The organism is Streptomyces sp. NPDC107454 (assembly GCF_055582885.1).
The window spans coordinates 18138-39678 of the sequence record NZ_JBVJPA010000014.1 but is presented as its reverse complement, the minus strand read 5'-3'; the positions used below and the strand labels follow the sequence as shown (position 1 = coordinate 39678).

The 21541-nt window shown below is 70.6% G+C and carries 17 protein-coding genes and 3 pseudogenes; 13 read left to right on the top strand and 7 right to left on the bottom strand.

From position 1 onward, the window contains the following. Positions 1 to 223: 223 nt before the first annotated feature. From ACZ69M_RS33085 to ACZ69M_RS33070, 4 genes are all read left to right on the top strand, one after another. Entirely contained in the window at positions 224 to 1192 is a 969-nt protein-coding gene (locus ACZ69M_RS33085; RefSeq protein WP_470055639.1) for an SDR family NAD(P)-dependent oxidoreductase, read from the top strand. Between the two features lie 29 nt (positions 1193 to 1221). Next, complete coding sequence (locus ACZ69M_RS33080; RefSeq protein WP_470055637.1) at positions 1222 to 2808, top strand: flavin-containing monooxygenase; 1587 nt, start codon at positions 1222 to 1224, stop codon at positions 2806 to 2808. A 95-nt stretch (positions 2809 to 2903) separates the two neighbouring features. Further along, the gene (locus ACZ69M_RS33075; protein ID WP_470055635.1) at positions 2904 to 3914 is read left to right on the top strand and encodes an alpha/beta hydrolase; all 1011 of its coding nucleotides are present in this window, start codon (positions 2904 to 2906) and stop codon (positions 3912 to 3914) included. A gap of 155 nt (positions 3915 to 4069) precedes the next feature. Then, on the top strand, positions 4070 to 5809 hold the full coding sequence (locus ACZ69M_RS33070; protein ID WP_470055633.1) for a 3-ketosteroid-delta-1-dehydrogenase: 1740 nt from the start codon (positions 4070 to 4072) through the stop codon (positions 5807 to 5809). A 229-nt stretch (positions 5810 to 6038) separates the two neighbouring features. Here the strand turns inward: ACZ69M_RS33070 and ACZ69M_RS33065 are convergent, their stop codons facing one another. After that, positions 6039 to 6167: a hypothetical protein gene (locus ACZ69M_RS33065; protein WP_470055631.1), complete on the bottom strand. Its 129-nt coding sequence runs from the start codon at positions 6165 to 6167 to the stop codon at positions 6039 to 6041. 178 nt (positions 6168 to 6345) lie between these two features. Here ACZ69M_RS33065 and ACZ69M_RS33060 point away from each other — a divergent pair. The 4 genes and pseudogenes from ACZ69M_RS33060 to ACZ69M_RS33045 form a co-directional block, all read left to right on the top strand. Beyond that, positions 6346 to 6489: pseudogene (locus tag ACZ69M_RS33060) on the top strand (transposase); the annotation flags it as partial. A 357-nt stretch (positions 6490 to 6846) separates the two neighbouring features. Next, a complete protein-coding gene (locus ACZ69M_RS33055) occupies positions 6847 to 7848 on the top strand; it encodes a formylglycine-generating enzyme family protein (RefSeq protein ID WP_470056188.1) in 1002 nt (333 codons plus the stop codon). After that, the gene (locus tag ACZ69M_RS33050; protein ID WP_470055629.1) at positions 7845 to 9608 is read left to right on the top strand and encodes a sulfatase; all 1764 of its coding nucleotides are present in this window, start codon (positions 7845 to 7847) and stop codon (positions 9606 to 9608) included. Before ACZ69M_RS33055 ends, ACZ69M_RS33050 begins: the two co-directional genes overlap by 4 nt. 356 nt (positions 9609 to 9964) lie before the next feature. Further along, positions 9965 to 10891, top strand: a complete 927-nt coding sequence (locus ACZ69M_RS33045; protein WP_470055627.1) for an alpha/beta hydrolase — start codon at positions 9965 to 9967, stop codon at positions 10889 to 10891. Here the strand turns inward: ACZ69M_RS33045 and ACZ69M_RS33040 are convergent. From ACZ69M_RS33040 to ACZ69M_RS33020, 5 genes and pseudogenes are all read right to left on the bottom strand, one after another. Continuing rightward, entirely contained in the window at positions 10861 to 11895 is a 1035-nt protein-coding gene (locus ACZ69M_RS33040) for an extracellular catalytic domain type 1 short-chain-length polyhydroxyalkanoate depolymerase (protein WP_470055625.1), read from the bottom strand. The two genes, ACZ69M_RS33045 and ACZ69M_RS33040, sit on opposite strands and share 31 nt — an antisense overlap. Before the next feature lie 66 nt (positions 11896 to 11961). Beyond that, on the bottom strand, positions 11962 to 12732 hold the full coding sequence (locus tag ACZ69M_RS33035) for a carboxylesterase family protein (RefSeq protein ID WP_470055623.1): 771 nt from the start codon (positions 12730 to 12732) through the stop codon (positions 11962 to 11964). Positions 12733 to 12814: 82 nt separating this feature from the next. Further along, positions 12815 to 13411: pseudogene (locus ACZ69M_RS33030) on the bottom strand (carboxylesterase family protein); the annotation flags it as partial. A gap of 66 nt (positions 13412 to 13477) precedes the next feature. Further along, the gene (locus ACZ69M_RS33025) at positions 13478 to 13870 is read right to left on the bottom strand and encodes a hypothetical protein (RefSeq protein ID WP_470055621.1); all 393 of its coding nucleotides are present in this window, start codon (positions 13868 to 13870) and stop codon (positions 13478 to 13480) included. Positions 13871 to 14114: 244 nt separating this feature from the next. Continuing rightward, positions 14115 to 14744, bottom strand: a complete 630-nt coding sequence (locus ACZ69M_RS33020; RefSeq protein ID WP_470055619.1) for a TetR/AcrR family transcriptional regulator — start codon at positions 14742 to 14744, stop codon at positions 14115 to 14117. Between the two features lie 796 nt (positions 14745 to 15540). On the opposite strand from ACZ69M_RS33020, the gene ACZ69M_RS33015 reads away from it, so the two are divergent. From ACZ69M_RS33015 to ACZ69M_RS33005, 3 genes and pseudogenes are all read left to right on the top strand, one after another. Further along, the gene (locus ACZ69M_RS33015) at positions 15541 to 16791 is read left to right on the top strand and encodes a cytochrome P450 (RefSeq protein ID WP_470055617.1); all 1251 of its coding nucleotides are present in this window, start codon (positions 15541 to 15543) and stop codon (positions 16789 to 16791) included. A gap of 88 nt (positions 16792 to 16879) precedes the next feature. After that, positions 16880 to 17350 (top strand): annotated as a pseudogene (locus ACZ69M_RS33010) (SDR family NAD(P)-dependent oxidoreductase); the annotation flags it as partial. Further along, a complete protein-coding gene (locus ACZ69M_RS33005) occupies positions 17347 to 17589 on the top strand; it encodes a hypothetical protein (RefSeq protein WP_470055615.1) in 243 nt (80 codons plus the stop codon). The pseudogene ACZ69M_RS33010 and the gene ACZ69M_RS33005, both read left to right, overlap by 4 nt. 35 nt (positions 17590 to 17624) lie before the next feature. Here the strand turns inward: ACZ69M_RS33005 and ACZ69M_RS33000 are convergent, their stop codons facing one another. Then, on the bottom strand, positions 17625 to 19163 hold the full coding sequence (locus ACZ69M_RS33000; protein ID WP_470055613.1) for a carboxylesterase/lipase family protein: 1539 nt from the start codon (positions 19161 to 19163) through the stop codon (positions 17625 to 17627). A gap of 81 nt (positions 19164 to 19244) precedes the next feature. Between ACZ69M_RS33000 and ACZ69M_RS32995 the strand changes: the two genes are divergently transcribed. Both ACZ69M_RS32995 and ACZ69M_RS32990 read left to right on the top strand, forming a co-directional pair. Continuing rightward, on the top strand, positions 19245 to 19844 hold the full coding sequence (locus ACZ69M_RS32995) for a TetR/AcrR family transcriptional regulator (RefSeq protein ID WP_470055611.1): 600 nt from the start codon (positions 19245 to 19247) through the stop codon (positions 19842 to 19844). Further along, positions 19841 to 21478, top strand: a complete 1638-nt coding sequence (locus tag ACZ69M_RS32990) for a CocE/NonD family hydrolase (protein WP_470055609.1) — start codon at positions 19841 to 19843, stop codon at positions 21476 to 21478. Before ACZ69M_RS32995 ends, ACZ69M_RS32990 begins: the two co-directional genes overlap by 4 nt. Positions 21479 to 21541: the final 63 nt, after the last annotated feature.

The following is a 21541-nucleotide window of genomic DNA, read 5'->3' as shown; positions in this document are numbered from 1 at the left end:
GACAGGTGGGTCGTTCGCCCGGACGCCCGACCCGCGTGAACGACCGCCAGGATCCACCGGAGACGACCACCGTCCCGAAACAGCGGACGGGGACGGCCTCGCCGGATACAGCACGCAGCCGCGTGCCGTGGGTGCCGGCTCCGGGGCCGGACACCCCCCGATGGGCGCGAGCTCGAAGCGGCCTCGGATGCAGCAGGCGTGACATAGGGCCGAGGAGCAGTTGATGCGCGTTTTGAACGGGAAGTCCGTGATCGTCACAGGGGCCGGCCGGGGCATCGGCGCGGCGTATGCCGAGGCGATCGCCGCGGCAGGAGGGCAGGTCGTCGTCAACGACGTCGACGGCCCGGCCGCCGAGGAGGTGGCCGCGCGGATCCGCGAGCAGGGCGGTGCGGCGGTGGGCGCACCCGCGGACATCACCGACTGGGCACAGGCCGAGCAGCTCGTGGACCGGTGCGTGAGCGAGTTCGGTTCCCTGGATGGTCTGGTGAACAACGCCGGGATCTTCGAGATGTCGATGCCCGGTGAACTCACCGCGGTCCAGCTGGCGCGGATGTGGAGTGTCAACGTCAACGGACTGGCAGCCTGCACGCTGCCCGCCATGCGGCACATGATGCGGGCGGGCTCGGGCTCCATCGTCAACGTCACCTCGGGCGCGCACCTGGGCATCCCCTACATGGTCGGCTACGGCGCGACCAAGGGGGCGGTCGCCTCCATGACCTACTGCTGGGCGATGGAGATGGCCCCGCACGGAGTACGTGTCAACGCGATCTCCCCACTGGCGCTCACCCATCAGACGACCACTTCGGCGGCCTTCGCCGACACCCACCAGCTTGCGGGTATGAGCGGGCTCGGCACCGGCAACAAGCCCGACACCGCCGCCAACGCCCCTGTGGCGGTGTACCTGCTGTCGGAGAGCTCGCACCGGGTCACCGGCCAGATCGTACGCATCGAGGGAACAGCGCTCTCGCTGATCGCGCATCCCGCCGTTCGCGAGCCGATCCTGCGCCGCGAGTCGGGCTGGTCGGCCGACGCCATCGCGGAGGCATTCGAGGGCGAGCTGGGCGAGAACCTGGTCCCCCTGGGGGTCACGCCCTTGTTGCGTGCGAAGTACCTCGACGGCGCCTCGGCTCTCTGGAGTGCGGACCTGGACGCCAACAACTCCGTGGGAACCGAAGGATCGAGGCAGCGTTGAGCGGGCAGCACACAGAAGACGGGGACCGCATGGGTGACTACGACATCGCCGTCATCGGCGCCGGCCTCGGCGGCGTGTACGCCATGCACCGGTTCACAACTCAGGGATGGTCGGTTGTCGGGCTCGAAGGCGCGAGCGACGTCGGCGGGGTCTGGTACCACAACCGCTACCCGGGTGCCCGGGTCGACCTGGACAGCCTGGACTACTGCTACTCGTTCTCCGAGGACGTCTGGCGCTCCTGGCAGTGGCGTGAACGCTACGCCTCCCAGCCCGAGTTGCTCGGCTACGTCAACTCCGTGGCCGACCGGCTCGACGTACGGCGCCACTTCCACTTCGAGACCTGGCTCAACAGCGCGACCTGGGACCCGGCACGACGCCGCTACGACCTGACCACGGCCGACGGCCGCCGGATGTCGTGCCGCTTCCTCGTGCTCACCACCGGACAGCTCTCGGCGGCCCGGAAGCCCGACTTCCCGGGCCTGGACAAGTTCCGCGGACGGTGGGTGATGACCAGCCACTGGCCGCAGGACGAGGTGGAGACGGCGGGCAAGCGCATCGCCGTCATCGGCACGGGCTCCTCCGGGGTCCAGACGATCTCGACGCTCGCCTCGGAGGCCGAGCACCTCTATGTGTTCCAGCGCACCGGCAACTACGCGGTGCCGGCGCAGAACCGTCCGCTCGACGGCACGGTCCAGAAGGAACTCGGCGACCGGCTCCCGGTCGAGCGCGAGCAGCTGCTCACCGACACCGCGGGTGGGGTCCGGATCCCCGAACCGCAGCACCCGATGAGCCACTACCCCACGGCCGAACGCGACGCGATGCTCGTACGCCAGTGGGAGACCGGCGGTCAGGGCATGAACTCGATCTTCCTCGACCAGGGGCGGGATCCGCAGGTCAACGACATCGTCGCGGACTTCGTGCGGGACCGTATCCGTGGGATGGTGCGCGACCCCGCAGTGGCCGAGGCCCTGTGTCCCACGTATCCCATCGGAACCCGGCGGCTGTGCCTGGAGATCGGCTACTACGACGCCTTCAACCAGGACAACGTGTCGCTGGTCGACCTGCGGGACGATCCGATCGTCGAGATCACCGAGACCGGCATCCGCACCCGCGACCACCACCACGAGGTCGACCTCATCGTCTTCGCCCTGGGGTTCGACGCGTTCACCGGGGCCATCGACGGGGCCAACATCCGCAACGAGCAGGGGATCACCCCCACGGACCGGTGGCGCTCCGGCCCGCGCACCCAGCTCGGCATGATGACCTCGGACTTCCCCAACCTGTTCCTGCCCACAGGACCGGGCAGCCCTTCGGTGCTCGGCAACCTCTTCCTGCAGAACGAGTACTCGATCGACTGGATCGCCGACTGCATCGCCCACCTCGACGAGAAGAAGTACGCCAGTATCGAGGCGAGCGAGGCCGGCGAGGCGGAGTGGACGGCTCACGTCGCTCGGATGGCGCAGGGCCTGCTGCGGCTCGGTATCGACAACTACATGGTGCACGTGTCCCACGACGGCTCCAGGACGTTCATCCCCTACATCGGTGGGATCCGGCGCCATGTCGCGAGCATGCGTGAGGCCGCCGCCGGGAACTACGCGGGATTCGACCTGCGCTGAACAGATCGCACAGATCGGCCGTCACGGCGGCTGACGCGCGCGCCGTCGCGCACCGTCCCCCGATGCCCGGCAACGCGGCCGGTCGAGGAGAGCGTATGGATGTGGACCCCGAACTCGCCGACCTGATCGAGGCGTTTCCCACGCGTCGCGTCGACTGGGCGGCGGCGACACCGTTCGACGTCCCCCGGATCCGCGAGGCGATCGCGGTCACGGCGCGATCGGCTCCGCCACCCCCCGGGGCATCGGGTATGGCGGTGCAGGACGTCGCGGCCGATGTGCCGGGTGCGGGGCGCGTACGAGTGCGCGTCCACCGCCCGGAGAGCCCGCGCGGTCCTGCTCCGGCGCCGGGGCTGGTGTGGATCCACGGCGGGGGCTTCATCCTCGGGTCGGCGCTGGCTCCCGACGCCCGGGTCGATCAATGGGTCGTGGAACTCGGCCTGGTCGTGGTCTCCGTCGACTACCGCCTGGCACCCGAGCATCCGTACCCCGCCCCGCTGGAGGACTGCGCGGTCGCATGGGAGTGGACCTGCCGGCACGCCGCCGAACTCGGCATCGATCCGGTGCGTCTTGGGGTGGGCGGCGGCAGCGCGGGTGCCGGTCTGGCCGCCGCTCTGTCGCTCCGCCTGCGCGACCGGGGACCGACCGTCCCCGCGTTCCAGCTCCTCCACTATCCGATGCTCGACCACCGCACCGGCCACGGTGCGTCCGCCGAGGATCCGATCTGGCCAGCCGCCGCGAACCGGCTGGGCTGGGCCTGTTACCTCGGCAAGGACGTGACCGCGGCCGAGGTGCCCGCGTACGCCTCACCCGCGCTGGCGGACGACCTCTCGCGTCTGCCGCCCACCGGAATCTTCGTGGGCGGGGCGGATCTCTTCTGCCAGGAGGACCTGGCCTTCGCAACGCGCCTCGTGGAAGCGGGCGTTCCGGTGGATCTGGGCGTCTACGCGGGGGCACCCCACGGGTTCGACGGCTTCGCCCGGACCGATGTCGCCAAGCGCTGTCGCCGCGACATGACGGACTTCCTACGGCGGGTCACCCGGCAGGCATCCCCCACCCTCAATGCCAGGAGCGGGGAACCGGGACTCGATCCGGAGCGGATCCCTTGAACAAACGGAAGTCACCGTCCTCATGCCCGACGCCAGCGTCTCCAGGAGGAAGGGGCGACGACATCGAATCCCGCCACGGACACGGCACGCGAGTGGCTCGCGCCATGAGGGCTCGACCGTCAAAGAAGACGAAGAAGACCAGGGAGTGAACCATCATGAGGACGAAGCAGCCTCCCGCTGGGCCACACGCGCAGGACATGACCGTCGACCTGCTCGTCGTCGGATCGGGGACGGGCATGGCCGCGGCGTTGTCGGCCCACGAACGCGGCCTCAACGTGTTGGTGGCGGAGAAGCAGCAGTGGGTCGGCGGCTCGATGTCCTTGTCGGGCGGGGCCTTTTGGGTACCCGCGAACCCCATCCTGAAGGAAGATGGGAGCGACGACACCGCCGAGCGGGGGTTGGAGTACCTCGACGCACTCGCCGGTGACGACGCACCGCGGGCGCAGCGGCTGGCCTTCATCGAACACGGCCCGGCGACCGTCGAGATGCTCCGCCGAACCACTCCCCTGACCTTCTTCTGGGGCAAGGGATACCCCGACTACCACCCCGAGGCGCCCGGCGGGTCGGCGATCGGCCGGGGCTGCGAGTCCCGCCCCTTCGACGTCGCCTCGCTCGGCCGGGATCGCGCCCGGCTGCTCCCGAACAACGTGATGGCCGCCCCCGCCGTCATGCCGGTGACGTCGGGCGACTACAAGTGGATGAACCTGGTGATGCGCAAGCCCTCCAAGGCCCTGCCGCTCATCGCCAGGAGGCTCCTCCTCGGCCTCGGAGGGATGCTCATCGGCCGCGAGTACAAGGCGACCGGCCAGGCGCTCGGGGCGGGACTTTACGCCGGGCTGCTCAAGGCGGGCATACCTGTGTGGACGCGGACCGCGCTCGTCGACCTCCGCGCGGAGGACGGCCGGGTGACGGGAGCGGTGCTGGAGCAGGACGGGCGGCGGGTGACGGTGACCGCGCGCCGTGGGGTGATCCTGGCGGCGGGCGGCTTCGACCACAACATACCGCTGCGCTCCCAACACCAGACGGGCCGTACGGAGGACTGGAGCTGGGGCGCCGCGGGCAACACCGGCGACGGGATCCAACTGGCGACCGGGCTGGGTGCCGCCACCGATCTCCTGGACGAGGCCTGGTGGTTCCCGGCGTTCCGTCCGGCCGACAGCACCACAGCTCCCGCGGTGCTGCTGGCCGAGCGCTCGCTGCCGGGATCCTTCATGGTCGGCTCGGCCGGTGAGCGCTTCGTCAACGAGTGCAGCGACTACATGACGGTCGGGCAGGTGTGGCAGCAGCGCGACCGGGCCGGCGAGCCGCTGGGGCGAGTGTGGCTGGTGTTCGACCAGACCCACCGCAACCGCTACCTCATGGCGGGCTCCGTGTACCCGCGCCAGAAGCTCCCACAGGCCTGGTTCGACGCGGGAATCGCCTTCACCGCGGACGATCCGGCCACACTCGCGCGCGCGGCCGGAATCGCCGAGGACACCTTCGTCGCCACCTTCCGCCGGTACAACGAGATCGCGGCGTCCGGCCACGACCCGGAATTCGGCCGCGGCGAGAGTGCCTACGACCGCTACTACGGCGACCCGACGGTGACGCCGAACCCAAACCTGCGCCCCCTGCGCGGGACCCTGTACGCGGTGGAGGTCGTCCTCACCGACCTGGGCACCTGCGGCGGCCTGCGAACCGACGAACACGCTCAGGTGCAACGGACGGACGGCACCACGATCGAGGGTCTCTACGCCATCGGCAACACCTCCGCGAACGTGTTCGGCCGGAGCTATCCCGGCCCTGGAGCGACGATCGGCCAGGGGCTGGTGTACGGCCACATCGCGGCCCAGCACGCCGCCTCGCACGACCGCTCGTCCACCGGAAGGACCCAGCAGCCCGAGGCGTCCGGCTAAGCGCTCCGCTGGCTGTGCGGTGCCGTGCCGTCGGTCGTCTGCGGCGTCGTCGTGGTCGGCCGCGCCCGCGCGGCGGAGCCGCACAGAGACACAGTCCCGCGCCCCTTCAGGGGGCACGGTTCTGGCCGGGCAGGTCAGCGGGGACTCACCGGCACCGCGATGGTCGCGGTGCGGGTGAGTGTGTCGCCAGGCGGCTCGGCCAGGGCGCCGGAGAGGGTCGGCCGGATCGTCACAGCCGGAGGGTGAACCCCTCGTGCTGGACCTGCCGGCCGCCGTCGCGCGGGAAGCCGGGGCAGTCGCTGTCGGCGGATTCCCATCCGGCGGCCATGCCGTCGCGTTCCGCGACGAAGGAGGCCATGAACCGGGCCGTCTCCTCGACGAGTTCGGCGAACCGGCCGGCCAGTTCCCCGCGCCGGTCCTGCGGCAGGCTCCGGTGCAGCAGGTAGAGCGGGTGCGGCTGCTGTCAGACGAGCAGGGAGCGCGCAGTTCCTGGCGCTGCGGGCGAGGATCGTGCTGCGGTGCGCGGAAGGCGGGGCCGTCTGAAACTGCTGCTGGCTGACCCAGCCACCGCCCCGCACCCAGCCGGGGTCTTGGTGGTGGATGACTCCGGAGATCGCAAGGACGGGACGGCGACCGCACACGTGGGCAAGCAGTATCTCGGCTCGGTCGGGAAGACTGAACTGCGTGTTCAGCTTCTGCCGGAACACCTGGTTCGTCCCACCCCCGCCCGCCACGAACGGGGAGGAGCCGGCACCCGGCCGGCCAGAGAGGGGGGCACCACACGGTCCCACCAGCCCCAACCGGCCTGCTGGCCCCAAGCACTACAGGCCGTCCGTGGCTGGCTGACGCCCTGGACCATGCTGCAACGCTACTGGCGGGCATGGTCGACGAAGCCCCCACCCGCAGCGCTCCAGGAACCGATCAATGCCACCTTTCACGCCTCTAAAATCTATCTCTCAAAAAAATTAAAGGCTAGAGTACTGCCACACGAGCCGGCGGCTCACGTATCAGCACGAGAACCGGCAGTTCGGAGCACCATGGAGCACGATTCGGCCTCCCGTCCCGCCTGCTGCGCGCCACCGGGCGGGCGGCAGGGCGGTGTACTGCCCGTGCCCGTCACGAGGCCCGCCGCCGCGCCGGACGGCATGGTCCTGATCCCCGGCGGCGAGTTCCTCATGGGTGCGCAGGACCGGGAAGGCTTCCCGTCCGACGGGGAGGGCCCGGTCCGTACCGTGCGCCTGAGCGCCTTCCACATCGACGCGCACGCGGTCAGCAACGACAAGTTCGCGGAGTTCGTCGACGGCACCGGCTACGTCACCGAAGCCGAGCACATCGGCTGGTCGTACGTGTTCGCGGGCTTCCTGCCGGGGGGCCTGCGCCGTGAAGCGCCCCGGCCGCCACGCACCCCCCGGTGGTGCGGCGTCACCGGCGCCCGCGGGGACCAGCCCGAGGGCCCCTGCCGCACGCTCGACGGCCGCGGCGACCACCCCGTCGTGCACATCTCCTGGACCGACGCCGCCGCCTACGCCGCCTGGGCGGGCAAGCACCTGCCTGCCGAGGCCGAGTGGGAGTACGCGGCGCGCGGCGGCCGGGACCAGAAGCGGTACCCGTGGGGCGACGTACTGAATCGGGAAGGACGGTACGTCTGCAACATCTGGCGCGGCAGCTTCCCCAGCAAGAACACCGCCGCCGACGGCTACTGCGGCACCGCCCCCGTCGACGCCTTCGAACCCAACGGCTACGGCCTCTACAACACCTCCGGCAACGTCTGGGAGTGGTGCGCGGACTGGTGGAGCACCGATCAGGGGCGCTCCGACCGCCCGTGGATCGACCCCGCAGGCCCGGAGCAGGGTACGGACAAGGTCATCCGCGGCGGCTCGTACCTGTGCCACGTCTCGTACTGCAACCCCTACCGCGTCGCCGCCCGCACCGCCAACACCCCCGACGCGGCCAGTGGCCACGCCGGGTTCCGCTGTGCCCGAAACGCCGATCCCGACGACACAGCCCGCACCCGCCGACCAAGGAGCACCGCGGTATGAAAGCCATCATGGTGATGTTCGACAGTCTCAACCGGCACATGCTGCCGCCGTACGGCTGCGACTGGACCCACGCGCCCAACTTCCGCCGCCTGGCCGAGCGGACGGTCACCTTCGACAACGCCTACGCCGGGTCGATGCCCTGTATGCCGGCCCGGCGCGAGATCCACACCGGGCGCCACAACTTCCTGCACCGTAGCTGGGGCCCGCTGGAGCCGTTCGACGACTCGATGCCGGAGCTGCTCAAACGCGCCGGCGTGTACACACACCTGGCCAGCGACCACCCCCACTACTGGGAGGACGGCGGAGCCACCTACCACGGCCGTTACAACACCTGGGAGTTCTCCCGCGGCCAGGAGGGCGACGCCTGGAAGGGCCATGTCGCCGACCCGCCCATGCCGGAGGAGGAGGTCAAGGAGCTCCGCCTGGGGGGCTACCGGCAGGACTGGGTGAACCGGCTGTACATGCAGACCGAGGAGCAGCACTGCCAGACCCTCACCTTCGACGCGGGCCTGGACTTCATCCGCACCAACCACTCCGAGGACCGCTGGTTCCTGCAGATCGAGACCTTCGACCCGCACGAGCCCTTCTTCAGCCACAAGCAGTTCAAGGACCTCTACCCGCACGACTACGACGGCCCGAACTTCGACTGGCCCGACTACCGCCCCGTCACCGAGACCGACGAGCAGGTCGAGCACGCGCGTCTTGAGTACGCCGCCCTGCTGTCGATGTGCGACAAGTCGCTCGGCCGTGTCCTCGACATGATGGACGAGCGCGACATGTGGCAGGACACCCTGCTGATCGTCAACACCGACCACGGCCTGCTGCTGGGCGAGAAGAACTGGTGGGGTAAGTCGGTCCAACCCTGGTACAACGAACTGGTCCATCTGCCGCTGTTCGTCTGGGACCCCCGGGCGGGCGTCGCGGGAGAACGCCGCTCGGCACTCGTGCAGACGATCGACCTGGCCCCGACCCTGCTCGACTTCTTCGGCGTCGGGATCCCGGCCGACATGCAGGGCGTCCCGCTCCCGGTCGCCACCGACGAACCGGTGCGCGAGGCCGGCCTGTTCGGCATCCACGGCGGACACGTGAACATCACCGACGGCCGCTACGTCTACATGCGCGCCCCCGTCTCAGCGGACAATGCCCCTCTGTTCGAGCACACGTTGATGCCCACCCACATGAAGGGTCGCTTCTCCGTCGAGGAGTTGACCGGTCTCGAACTCGCCGAGCCCTTCACCTTCACCAAGGGCGTCCGCACGGTCCGGACGGCCGGCGGTACCTACTTCAACCCGTACCGCTTCGGCACCCTCCTCTACGACCTGGAGAACGACCCGGAGCAGCGCACCCCGATCGTCGACGACGAGGTCGAGCAGCGCATGGCGAACCTGCTCGTCGACCTGATGCGCGCGAGCGACGCGCCGCCGAGCCAGTACGAACGGCTGGGCCTGCCGGCGACCGGTGAGGTGACGGTCGAGCACCTCCTGGTGCGTGCCCAGCGCGGGCAGGCCGAGAAGGCCGCCGAACCGCTGCCGAAGCCGGAGGACTTCCCGGCCGGCCGCTTCTCGCTGCGCACCCCTCTCTCGGCGCTGGTGTCCGACCCCATGGCCGTCGAGGTGCTGCGCACGCACGCGCCGACTCTCGTCGACACCGAACTCCTCCAGATGATCGGATCGACGTCCCTCATCTCCCTCGCGGCGATGTCGGGTGACTTCCCGAAGGACACCCTGCGCGTGCTCGCCCAGGAGCTCGCGTCCCTCTGAGCGTCACCTCGCGGTACTGATCCGGCCGCGCAACGTGGATACGGTTCGAGATTCGGCACCCGGCGTCACATCCGGGTGCCGACGAACGCGACCCATCGCCTCCGCGCACAGGAGCCGGGCCTGGGGAGACCCGCCCTCCGCATCAGGCGGCGGCACCGCACCACCCCCCGCCCGGCGTCCGTCCCGTCAGGGACGGCTCTCCGCCCTGTTCCGCACACCGGAGACCCAGCACATGGTCGGTCGGCGCCCGACTCCCGCTGTTCGTCGAGGCGTTGACCCACCTGAGCGGTCCTGTCGGGTCACCGTCGTGGTGGGCAGCCGGCCGGCACCGGCACACTCCTGACAAGGACGGTCTCATGCCCCACAGCGACACCGACGCCCGGCCTCCGCACGCGGGCGTCATCGACGTCGACGGCGTACCCATGTCGACGCTGATCTGCGAGGTGGAACGACCACGCGCCGTCCTGCTCGCCCTGCACGGCGGCGGCACCACCTCCAGGTACTACGACTGCCCGGGCCATCCCGACCTGTCCCTGCTGCGGACCGCCGCGGCCCTTGGCTACACCGCCATCGCCCTCGACCGGCCCGGCTACGGCGCTTCCGAACGGCACGCCGAGAAGGTCGCCGATACCTCGCGCCAGATCGACCTCGCCTTCGCGGCCGTCGACGCACTGCTCGCGAACCGGCCGCTCGGCGCGGGCGTGTTCCTGCTCGCCCACTCCGCGGGCTGCGAACTGGCCACGCGGATGGCGGCGGACGAGCGCGGCCGCGATTTCATCGGCCTGGAGATCGCCGGCACCGGGCTGCACCACCAGTGGACGGTGGGCACCGTCCTCGACTCCATGGAGCGGGACGCGGCCACCGGACGCAGACTCCCGCGCGGGCTGCGGGCCATGCTGTGGGGCCCGCGCCGACTGTACGCCCCGGACGTGTACTCCGACCCCTCGATCGCCGCCCGCTCACCCCGGTACGAAATCCATGTACGTCACTGGGTGAACGGGCTCCCCGAACTGGCCGCCCGGGTGCGGGTGCCGGTGCACCTGACCCTGGGCGACCACGAGACCGTGTGGCGATCGGGCCCGGAGGCACTCGCCGTGGTCGCCGCTCTGTTCACGGCGTCACCGCGGGTGCAGACCCACGAGCAGACCGAGGCCGGTCACAACCTCAGCCTCGGTCTGACCGCCCGGGCATATCACCTGCACATCCTGTCCTTCCTGGAGGAGTGCGCGGTGCTCGGGCAGGCGGACGGTGATCAGCGCAGGGCTTCCGCCGTTTCCCGGTGACGCAGCGGGTGCCGCTCGAAGAAGCTCCACATGGCGTCGTTCGCGTCGATCTCGGTGGACACCTTGCCCATCCCCGGGAACCCGTCCGGGTAGGGCGAGCCGGGCCAGGTGTGCCCGCCGTCAGCGATCACGTACATGCTCACGTCGGCCCCCTGACGGCAGGCGCCGTAGGTCCTGAACGTGACGTGCTCGGTCAGTTTGGCCTCGACCGGGCCGACGCGGCAGCCGTTCAGCTCCGACCAGCGCTCGAACGCGGTGGGCACGGAGTACTGCCAGTACCCGGGGCCGGCGCCGTCGTAGGGGTTGACCGGGTCCTCCTGGCCGTGGAAGGCGAGGACGGGAACCGGACGGGAGGGAGTGCAGGTCGCCGGGTCCGGGCGGGTCGGGTCGGAGGCGTCGGGGTTGCCCGCGCGCAGGCCCGAGACCGGGGCGATGGCGGCGATCCGGTCGGAGAGGCGGCAGGCGAGCAGCGAGGCCATCCTGGCTCCGCCCGAGAAGCCGGTGGCGTACACCCGGTCGGAGTCGACGCAGAAGTCCTGGGACACGGCGGTGATGGTGTCGGACAGGAACCGCACGTCGTCGCGGTCGTCCGGTGAGGGAAGCTGACCGGAGGTGTTCGGCACGCCGGGGATGACCCAGGTGTAGCCGTCCTCCGCATTCGGCGCGGGGGCGCCGCCGTTGGGCACGGCCACCAGGAACCCGTGTTCGTCGGCGGTCTTCTCCATGTCGGTGACGATGAGCTGGTTGCGCCCGTTGGAGCTGCTGCCGTGCAGGTTGAGGACGAGCGGGACCGGGTGGTGGCCGGTGTAGCCGCGGGGGACGTAGAGCGACACCGGGTAGGTGGTGCCGGCCGAGGTGACGGAGACGGTGGTGAGTCCGGGTTCAGCGGGTGCGCACCGGGTTCCGGCCGGGGCCGACAGTTCCTGTGCGCCCGCGGGTGCGGCGACGGGGAGCGCGAAGGCGGCCGCGGCGGCGAGCAGGACATGCCTGAGACGTACGAGCACCAGGTTTTCCTTCCTGAGGGAGAGCGCCGGAGGGCGAACGGGCCGGGGGCCTCCGGGAAGTCGGGATCAGGGGGACCAGACCGTGCGAACCCGGCCCAGCGGGTCCTCCTCGACCCGGGAATCGGCGGACCACACCATTGCCGTACGCCCGTCCTCCGCGTACCGCGGCCACTCCTTGCCCGGATCCTGATCCCGTACGAAGGCCACCCATGCCCGGTGCACGGCGTCCGCCAGCGCCTGCGGCGGCGCCGTCCCCGCCACGGCCGTGACGCCCTCCGCGTCGAGCAGGTCAAAGACGAACGGCACGTCGAGGCAGTGGATGGCCGCGCCGTTCACAGGTGAGGTCCACTCGAACTCGTAGAGCCAGGTAGGGCGTTGACGGGCGGCGCGGGCGTCGGCGACTGCCACGGCCGGGTAGCGGAAGGTGGCGTCGGTCAGGGCCTGAGCTAAGTGGGCGTCCGGGTGCAGATCCTTGTACGCGTCCCTGAAGACGTCCGCCCGGGCGGGGTCCAGGCCGAGGAACCCGAGGGCCTCCGGCAACGGCGGCGTCCGAGGCATCTCCGGCAGCACGTTGAACTCGTGCGCGGTGCAGCCGATCAGCAGCGGTACGTCGGCTCCCGCGTCGCCCTCGGTCAGGGCCGCCTGGACGGCCTGCGGGATCAACTCCCCGTCGGCGAACGGCGCGAGGGTACGCATCGGCGGCAACCCCTCGCGATCCGCCCCGGGTTCGAGGAGCCGAGTCCGGAGCTCGAACATCTCGTCGTGGCCGAGCCCGCGCAGTGCCTCGACGGTGGCCAGCCGTGCCGGTGCGGGCGGTGAACAGGCGCGCGGCGGCACGGCCGACCTCGGGACCGTCCGGGAGCGAGACGACGCCGGATGCGGAGATCGCCCCGCGGAAGAGTCCCCGGGCGGCGGGCACGGCGAGCAGCGACAACACGGCGCCGCCGCCCGCGGACTGGCCCGCGATGGTGACCTTGACCGGGTCGCCGCCGAACGCGGCGATGTTGTCGCGGACCCACTCCAGCGCGGCGATCCAGTCCAGCACACCGCGGTTGTCCGGAGCGCCATCGAGGTGCAGGAACCCCTCGATGCCGAGCCGGTAGCCGACGGAGACGAGGACCACCCCGTCCCGGTTGAAGGCGGAGCCGTCGTACCAGGGGCTGGCCGCCGATCCGGCGACGAAACCGCCGCCGTGGATCCAGACCAGGACCGGCAGCGGATCCTCGGGGGCAGTGCCGGGGGTGAAGACGTTGAGGTTGAGGATCCCCTCGCCCGCGATGGTGGGCTCCGGGATGGTGGCGACCTCGGTGACGGCGTGGCGTTGCGCCGTCGGCCCGTACGCGGTGGCGTCCAGCGGTTCGGTCCACGGCTGAGGCGGCACGGGTGCGGCGAACCGCAATGCACCGACGGGTGGTTGGGCGTACGGGATGCCGACGAAGCGCAGGCTGCCGTCCGCTCGGCCCTCACCGCGGACCGGGCCCGAGGCAGTGGCGACCAGGGGAGAAGCGCTGTTCATCGGATCTGCTCCTCATCGAGCGTCGGCTGCCGGCAGCGAAAATCTAACATTCAAAGAATTTCACGGCTACCGACGGGAGATGGCGGGCCACAGCACGAGGGAGCCGATCAGCGTCACACCGAGGGGCACCGCCTCGATCGCCCCGCTCATCGACGGGGCCATGCCCCCGCCGCCACCGAACAGGCCGCCGAGCAGGTCTCCGATCCCGGAGCCCCCGGATGGGGCCGAGGTGTCCGAGCCCGCGCTCACCGAGCCGCCGACGGCCATGGCCGTCAGTGTGAGCGACAGCCGCCACAGCGACCCGGCCGACCCGGCGTCCAGCAGCCACAGGGCCGGCGCCGAGGCGACCATCATGGCGGCCAGGGCGTACAGCGTGGCTCTCGCCCCGTCCAGGGCGTTCCTCAATAGACCTTCGGGCGGCCGGCGCTCGGCCAGGGGCTTCGAGTTGATGACGGGCATATCGGGTCGCTCCGCCTCGGTCGGACGACTCAACTCGGCGCCGTACGAAGGGATTCGGCCGACGGGGCCGCGTCCTTGAGGACCGGCACAGCCTGTCGGCCGGGAGTGCCACGTTCCGCAGAGGTCCCGGGAGTTTCCTGACAACGCTCGGTGGCCGACCGCAGGTCAGCCCCGCGGCCCCCGGGACGGGCGAGCCGACTTCTCGGAAAGCTCCCAGAACTCCGAGCCCCGCCGGGCACCCTGCTCAGCCCAGGTCACGCGGGAGCAGGCGTCGGCCCGGAAGCGGCGTGCCCGGGGCCCTCAGGCCGTCGAGGATGAGGGCCGTCGCCCGGTGCAGCATCATGTCCGCCATCTCGGCCTCCGCGACCGGATAGTGCCGTACCAGCAGCGACAGCAGCACACCGAGGTCGCCCGCGCCGATGTCCGCGCGGAGGCTGCCTTCCCTCTGAGCGGCCGTGACCAGGTCGTCGAGCAGGCCCATGATCTCGTCCCGGACGCCCCGGATCTCCGGGTCCCGGGTGACGATCGCGTGCGCCCGCTCCGACAGCAGCCCCAGCTGCGCCGTCACCCGCAACTCGCGGGAGTGCGCGAGGAGGCGGGTGATCGTGTCCCAGGCGGTCGGCTCCTCCCGGGCCACCGCTCGTAGCTCCTCCAGCACACGGCTGAAGCTGTCCTGCGCCACAGCCCGGATGAGCGAGTCCCGATCGGGAAACCGCCGGTAGAGAGTACCGACGCCGACTCCGGCGCTGCGGGCGATCTCCTCCATCGGCACATCGGGCCCCTGAGCCTGGAAGACGACTTTCGCCGCCGTCAGGATCTGGTCGCGGTTGCGCCGCGCGTCGGCTCTCATCGGGGTGTGCGGATCAGCGGTCATACGCCTGATTCTCCCAGTGGGGTGGCGTGCCCGACCCCAGCTAGGTGGACGAAATTCCTCCACTTCGCTAGCATCGAGACCAGAAGCGGAAGAAATCCATCCGATATGCCGAGTGCACTCGGAGGCTCCCCCACCATGTCCGCCACCCCCACCCCACATGCACACCCACCCGTACGGTCCCTGGTAGCTCGTCGTACAGAGCGACGGGAGTCCGGCGACGACCCGTCGAGCAGACAGCCGGCGAAGACCGGAGACCGGGCCAGGACCGTCGGCCCCGGGCTTCCGCTGCTGATCGCGGGGCAGGAGACCGCCTCGAACGTCACCTTCCTCGGCACGATGACGCTGCTGGAACATCCCGGTGTCCTCGCGACAATCCACGCGGATCCGGCGAGGACACCAGGCCCGCTAGAGGATCTGATGCGGTACTGCGCCGTCGCCGAGTACTCCCTCGTGCGGGCCTCCGACGAGGACGTGGCGATCGGCGGCGTGACCATGGGCGCGGGCGAGGGCACGGCTTCGGATACGGCGTCCACCAGCGGCCCGGCCAGAACCCGGCCCGCGTCGAACCGCGCATCGTCTTCGACACGGTGGTGCGCCGGTCGCCCGGGTCACGACTGGCCCGGCGGGTCGGGGAACCGCCCTTCAAGGCCCACGGGAACGTCTACGGCGTCTACGAGATACCGGTGACCTGGTAGGCCACCATCACTCGGCCCATCGACCACTTGTCAACGCTCTGGACGGCGCTGTCCGTTGTCCGTCCGCTGCTCCTCTGCTCACCCCCCACCTCAGGAACGACATGACCGACGCTCTTGCCCCCACCGCCGACCAGCCGATCCCCGACTTCCCGATGCCGCGCGACAGCGGTTGCCCGTTCGCCCCGCCGCCGAAGCTGCGGGAGCTGCACGCCGAGCAGCTGCGTGCCGACCAGCCGATCACCAAGGTCCGGATCTGGGACGGCACCACCCCTTGGATCATCACTCGCTACGACGACCAGCGCACCCTGCTCTCCGACCCGCGCTGCAGCGTCGACCTGAGGCGCCCCGGCTTCCCCTACATGGCCCCCGGCTTCCGCGAGGTCGCCCAGCGCGGCAGTGAGCCCGCCTTCCTCAACATGGACGACCCCGATCACGCACGGGTCCGCCGGATGATCTCCGGCGCCTTCACCATCAAGCGGGTCCAGGCCATGCGGCCCGCCGTCCAGCGCATGACGGACGACTTCATCGACACGATGCTGGCCGGGCCCAAGCCCGCCGACCTCGTGCGCGCCTTGGCCCTGCCGCTGCCGTCCCTGGTCGTCTGCGAACTGCTGGGCATCGCCTACGAGGACCACGAGTTCTTCCAGACCAAGAGCGAGATCGGCCTGCGCCACGACGCCGACATGGCGGAGACCGCGGCCGCACACTACGAGCTGCTTGACTATCTCGACCGGCAGATCCAGGACCGGGTGACCCAGCCCACCGACGACCTGCTCTCCGTCCTGGCGGCGCGCTACAAGGACGGTGAGCTCACCCGGCGCCAGGCCGCTTCCATGGGTCTGCTGCTGCTCGGCGCCGGCCACGAGACGGCCGCCAACATGATCGCGCTGGGCACGGCGGTCCTGCTGGAACACCCGGAACAGCTGGCGATCATCCGCGACGCCAACGATCCGCAGGTCCTCGCCCGCGCCGTCGACGAGCTCCTGCGCTACCTGACGATCATCCACATCGGCAATCGTCGCATCGCCCTGGAGGACATCGAGATCGGCGGCCAGACCATCCGCGCCGGAGAGGGCATCATCCTGCCCAGCGTCACCGCCAACTGGGAAGAGGGCCACTTCCCCGACCCCGGCCGGCTCGACCTGCACCGCGACGCCCGCCGCCACCAGGCCTTCGGCTACGGCATCCACCAGTGCCTGGGCCAGCCTGTGGCCCGCCTGGAACTGGAGGTCGTCTTCGGCACCCTCTTCCGCCGCATCCCCACACTGCGCCTGGCCACCGACGTGGAGAAGCTCCCCTTCAAGCACGACGGGGTCGTCTACGGCCTCTACGAGCTGCCGGTCACCTGGTGACCAGGACCGTCCTCGTCACGGGAGCCTCCACCGGCTTCGGAGCCGCCCTGACCCGGGCCTTCGCCCGGGCGGGCGGGACGTCGCCGCGACCATGCGGACCCCGGAGAAGGCCCCGGCCGACTTCGCGGACCTCCCGTCCGTCGAGGTTGTCCGGCTCGACGTGACCGAATCCGAGTCGGTCGTGGCCGCGCTCGGGACGGTCCACGATCGGTTCGGCCCACTCGACGTCCTCGCCAACGTCGCCGGTTACGCCCAGCGGGGCACGCTGGAGGAGACGACCGTCGACCAGATCCGCGCGCAGTTCGAAACCAACGTGTTCGGGCCGCTGGAGCTGACCCGGGCCGTCCTGCCGCAGACGCGCGAGCGCGGCGCCGGACACATCATCAACTTCTCCACCGTCGCCGGCACCGCGGCCGTACCGGTCATGGCCGCCTACTGCAGCTCCAAGTTCGCCCTCGAAGGTCTCAGCGCATCACTCGCCCAGGACGTTCGACACCTGGGCATCAAGGTCACATCGTCCAACCGGCCGCCTACAGAACGGAGTTCGGGGCAGGCATGAGCGGACCGGCGCATCCCATGCCCGAGGTGTACGGCCCCGCCGAAGCCCTGCTGCACAGCCAGAAGCACAAGGCCTGCGACCTGGACGCCGCCGCCGACGCGGTTGTCTCGATCGCCGCCACCGACAAGCCGTCCCTACGGCTCCCCCTCGGGCACGGGCTCTTCCTCCTGCGCCGCAGAATCGCCGCGCAGCAGCGGGAGTACGACCACTGGAAACGACTGACCGATACCACCCTGTGACGCGCCACCGGCGGTGCCCGTGCGCCAGTGACCCGTCAGGAGGTCAGCAGCGGCATCGCTTCGAAGGCGTACGGCTGCCAGAGCCGCCGCGAGACCTCCTCCGGGTAGGCCGTCACCGATGGCTCCGTGTCGAAGATCCGGGTCAGGCGCCGTTCGGCGTCGAAGGCGGGCCAGCCCGGGTCACCGGTGGCGGCGAACGAGGTCCAGGCCGAGCGGATCTGGGACGTCAGCACCTCGGCCTCGGCCCCGTGGTCGGGTCCGATGGCCACCGGACCCAGGTGGGCGTCGTAGGTTCCGAACAGGAGCGGGCCGTCCAGTCCGTGGCAGGCGCGCAGCACCCCGCCGTGTCCCGGGGACTGCCAGGCCAGCTCGTACAGGTACGCCTTGCCGCCGCCGGCGGCCTGTGCCTCGGCGAGCTTCAGCGCGGGCATGCGGAACAGCCAGTCGCTCTGCACGACCTCGAACAGGTCCTCCGCGGACATGTTCGGGAACGCCTCGCGGTAGGCCCGCTCCCCTTCCTCTTCTTCGCCAGGACCGAAGTGCCGCAGCGCGTCCCCGGCCTGCTCCTCGGTGACCTTGCCGAAGAGGTTTCCGAAGAGGAAGAAGGTGCGCCACTCGTCCCGGTTGTGACCGATGATCAGCTCCACGTCCCGTCCCGCGCCGCGCGCGAGCCCCTGCCAGGGCGTGACCGGCAGCACCTCACCGTCGACGACCGGGGAGAAGAGGGTGAGCGTATGCGCGAAGCTGCCCCAACGGGCCGCGTGCTGACGCATCTTCGACTCCACCGTGTGCCCGATGGCCGGGAGCTCCCGCGCGTCCACACCCGACAGCGCCTTGGCGTTCGGACGCAGACCCGCCTCGGCGGCGATGGCCGCGGCGACGTCACGGGCCAGGGCGTCGGAGAAGAAGGTCCCCGGCAGGCTCTGCCCGATGGCCCGATTGAACAGCCCCGTCGCGCTCGGCATGACCATGAGCGAGGCGATGGAACCGGCACCGGCCGAGTCTCCGAGGATGGTCACCTGGTCGGGGTCGCCGCCGAACGCCGTGATGTTCTCCTGGACCCATTCCAGAGCAGCGAGCTGATCCAGGAAGCCGCGGTTGGCGGGCGCGCCCTCGATGCGGGCGAAGCCCTCGACGCCGAGACGGTAGTTCAGCGACACGAACACCACATCACCCTCGCGCGCGATGTGCCGGGCATCGTAGCCGGGGCTGCCGGAGAAGCCGTGCTTGTAGGCGCCGCCGTGGATCCACACCATCACCGGTCGGCGGGCAGCGGGGTCCGGGGCGGGCGTCCAGACGTTGACCGTCAGCCAATCATCGCCGGTACCGCTGAAGCGGCCGTTGTCGCCGCGGCCGCCCATGTTCGCATCCTGAGGGGCGGGCGGGCCGAACTCGTACGCCTCCCGTACGCCGTCCCAGCCGCGCACGGGCCGCGGCGCCTGGAAACGCGCCTTGCCCAGCGGAGGCTCGGCGTACGGGATGCCACGGAAGACAGCCAGGCCGCCCTCGGTACGGCCGCGGACCACGCCGACGGTGGTGCGGACCTCGGGGTCATGGAATTCGGCGGCGGGCATGCGGCGGGCTCCTCATGGTCGTAATTGAATCGCACGATTTAACAGTTGCCCATCCTTTGACATCTGTCTAGTCTTTCGGGCATGCAGGACCGACAAAGCCGCCAAGTGCTCCGTAACCGCGCCGCCCTCATGAGCGCCGCCGTACGCCTGGTCTCCGAACGAGGCACCACCGCTCTGCCCGTCATCGACCTCTCCGAGGCCGCGAACGTCAGCCGGCAGCTGGTGTACATCCAGTTCGGCGACCGCGACGGACTCCTTGTGGCAGCCGCGACCGAACTGGTCGAGCGCGAACTCATGCCGGAGGTGGCCAACGACGACGTAGCACATCACCGGCGTCTGCTGGCGATGGCCCGGCACTTCGCCGGGCACCGGCCCTTCTACCGGGCCATGCTCACCGGCTCCTGCGCCTTCCCCATGACCCGGGCTCTGAACAGGCTGTTCGGCTCACTCATCACTCCCGCGGGGCTGCGGGAGGTGTTCGGCGACCTCGACGAGACGACGACCGAGGACCTCAAAGTGATGATCAGCGGCGGGACCGGCGCCATCGTCAACGACTGGCTGATCGACGCGGCCGACCCCCTCGACGCCGAGGAGCTGGCTGACCGCCTGCTGCACCTCGCGACGGCGTTCACCGTCCGCCACTCCGCCCCCACTCCCGCATCCGGAGGCCACCCTCGATGAACCTCAGCAGCCACCTCGTCCAGCGCATGCTGCGCCTCGGCCCGCCTCTCACCAGAGACCTGAGCATCACACACGACCTGCGCGTCCCGATGCGCGACGGTGCCGTGCTGCTCGCCGACCGCTGGGCGCCGAAGTCGGGCGGCACCGGCCTGCCGACCGCCCTGATCCGCGTGCCCTACGGCCGGGCGGGCGCGACCGCGGGACCGATGGCCCGCCCGCTGGCGGAGCGTGGCTTCCAGGTGCTCATCCAGAGCACCCGCGGCACCTTCGGCTCGGACGGCCCCTTCGACCCGCTGCGCCGCGAGCGTGAGGACGGTCTCGACACCGTCGAATGGGTGCTCAAGCAGCCCTGGTTCGGCGAGTCGATGATCCTGTGGGGCGCCAGCTATCTGGGCTTCGTGCAGTGGGCTATCGCCGACTCGCTGCCGCCCCAGGTCAAGGCCATGATCCCGGTGGTCACGGAATCGGCCCTCACCCTGGACTTCCTGCGCGCGGACGCCTTCTCCCTGGAGACGCCGTTCGGCTGGGCCGTCCAGGTCGCCGGACAGGAGCGTCCGTTCGCGATGCCGCGCGCGATACTCGGCGCGAAGAAGGTCCAGCGGGCGCTGCACACACTGCCGTTGAACCAGGCCGACCTGGCCGCGATCGGTCATCGCGACGACTACATCCAGAACATCCTCGATCACGACTCCGAGGCGCCGTTCTGGAAGGCCCTCGACCACCGCGACCGTGTCGCCGACGTCGAGGTGCCGGTGAGCTCGGTCGCGGGCTGGCACGACATCTTCCTGCCCGGCCAGCTCCGCGACTTCCGCGTACTGCAGGAGGCCGGTCGGACGGCCCGGCTCACCGTCGGTCCTTGGGCTCACACCTCCCTGGGGGTGGGAGGGGTGGCCTTCGCCGAGGCCGTCGGCTTCGGCCTCGCGCTGGCCCGGGGCGAGCAACCGGCCGAACGCGCGCCGGTACGGCTGTTCGTCATGGGCGAGGAGAAGTGGCGCGACTTCTCCTCCTGGCCGCCGCCCGGGTACGAGCCCCGCCGCTTCCACCTCCAGCCGCGCGGCACCCTCTCCCCCACGGCCCCCGAGGCGGCACCCCCGGACCGGTACCGCTACGACCCCGCCGACCCCACCCCGGCCGTCGGTGGCGTCCGCATGGCCTTCGGCGTCAAGAACGGCCGCGTCGACAACAAGGATCTAGAGGCCCGTCGGGACGTCCTGACCTACACGACTGCTCTGCTGGACGAGGACGTAGAAGTGATCGGCGACGTCAGCGCGGAGATCTTCTTCCGCTCCAGCCTGCCGTACGCCGATGTCTTCGTGCGGCTGTGCGACGTCGACGCCGAGGGCCGCTCGACCAACGTCTGCGACGGCCTCACGAGTCTCACGGACGCCGACCGGACCACCAGGGCGAGCGTCCAGCTGTGGCCGACCGCCTACCGGTTCAAAGCCGGCCACCGTATCCGGGTCCAGATCTCCAGCGGCGCCTTCCCGCGCTACAACCGCAACCCCGGCACCGGCGAACCGCGCGCCACGGCGACCGGCCTGCGCGGCGCCGAACAGCAGGTGTTCCATGACCCGGACCATCCCTCGGCCATCGTGCTGCCGGTGCGCCAGGTTCCCGGGGCCCGGGGCACGTGACCCGACGGCCGTCGCGCGCCGCGCCGAACGGCGGGCGCGGGCGCGGCCACGATCGCCGGAGCC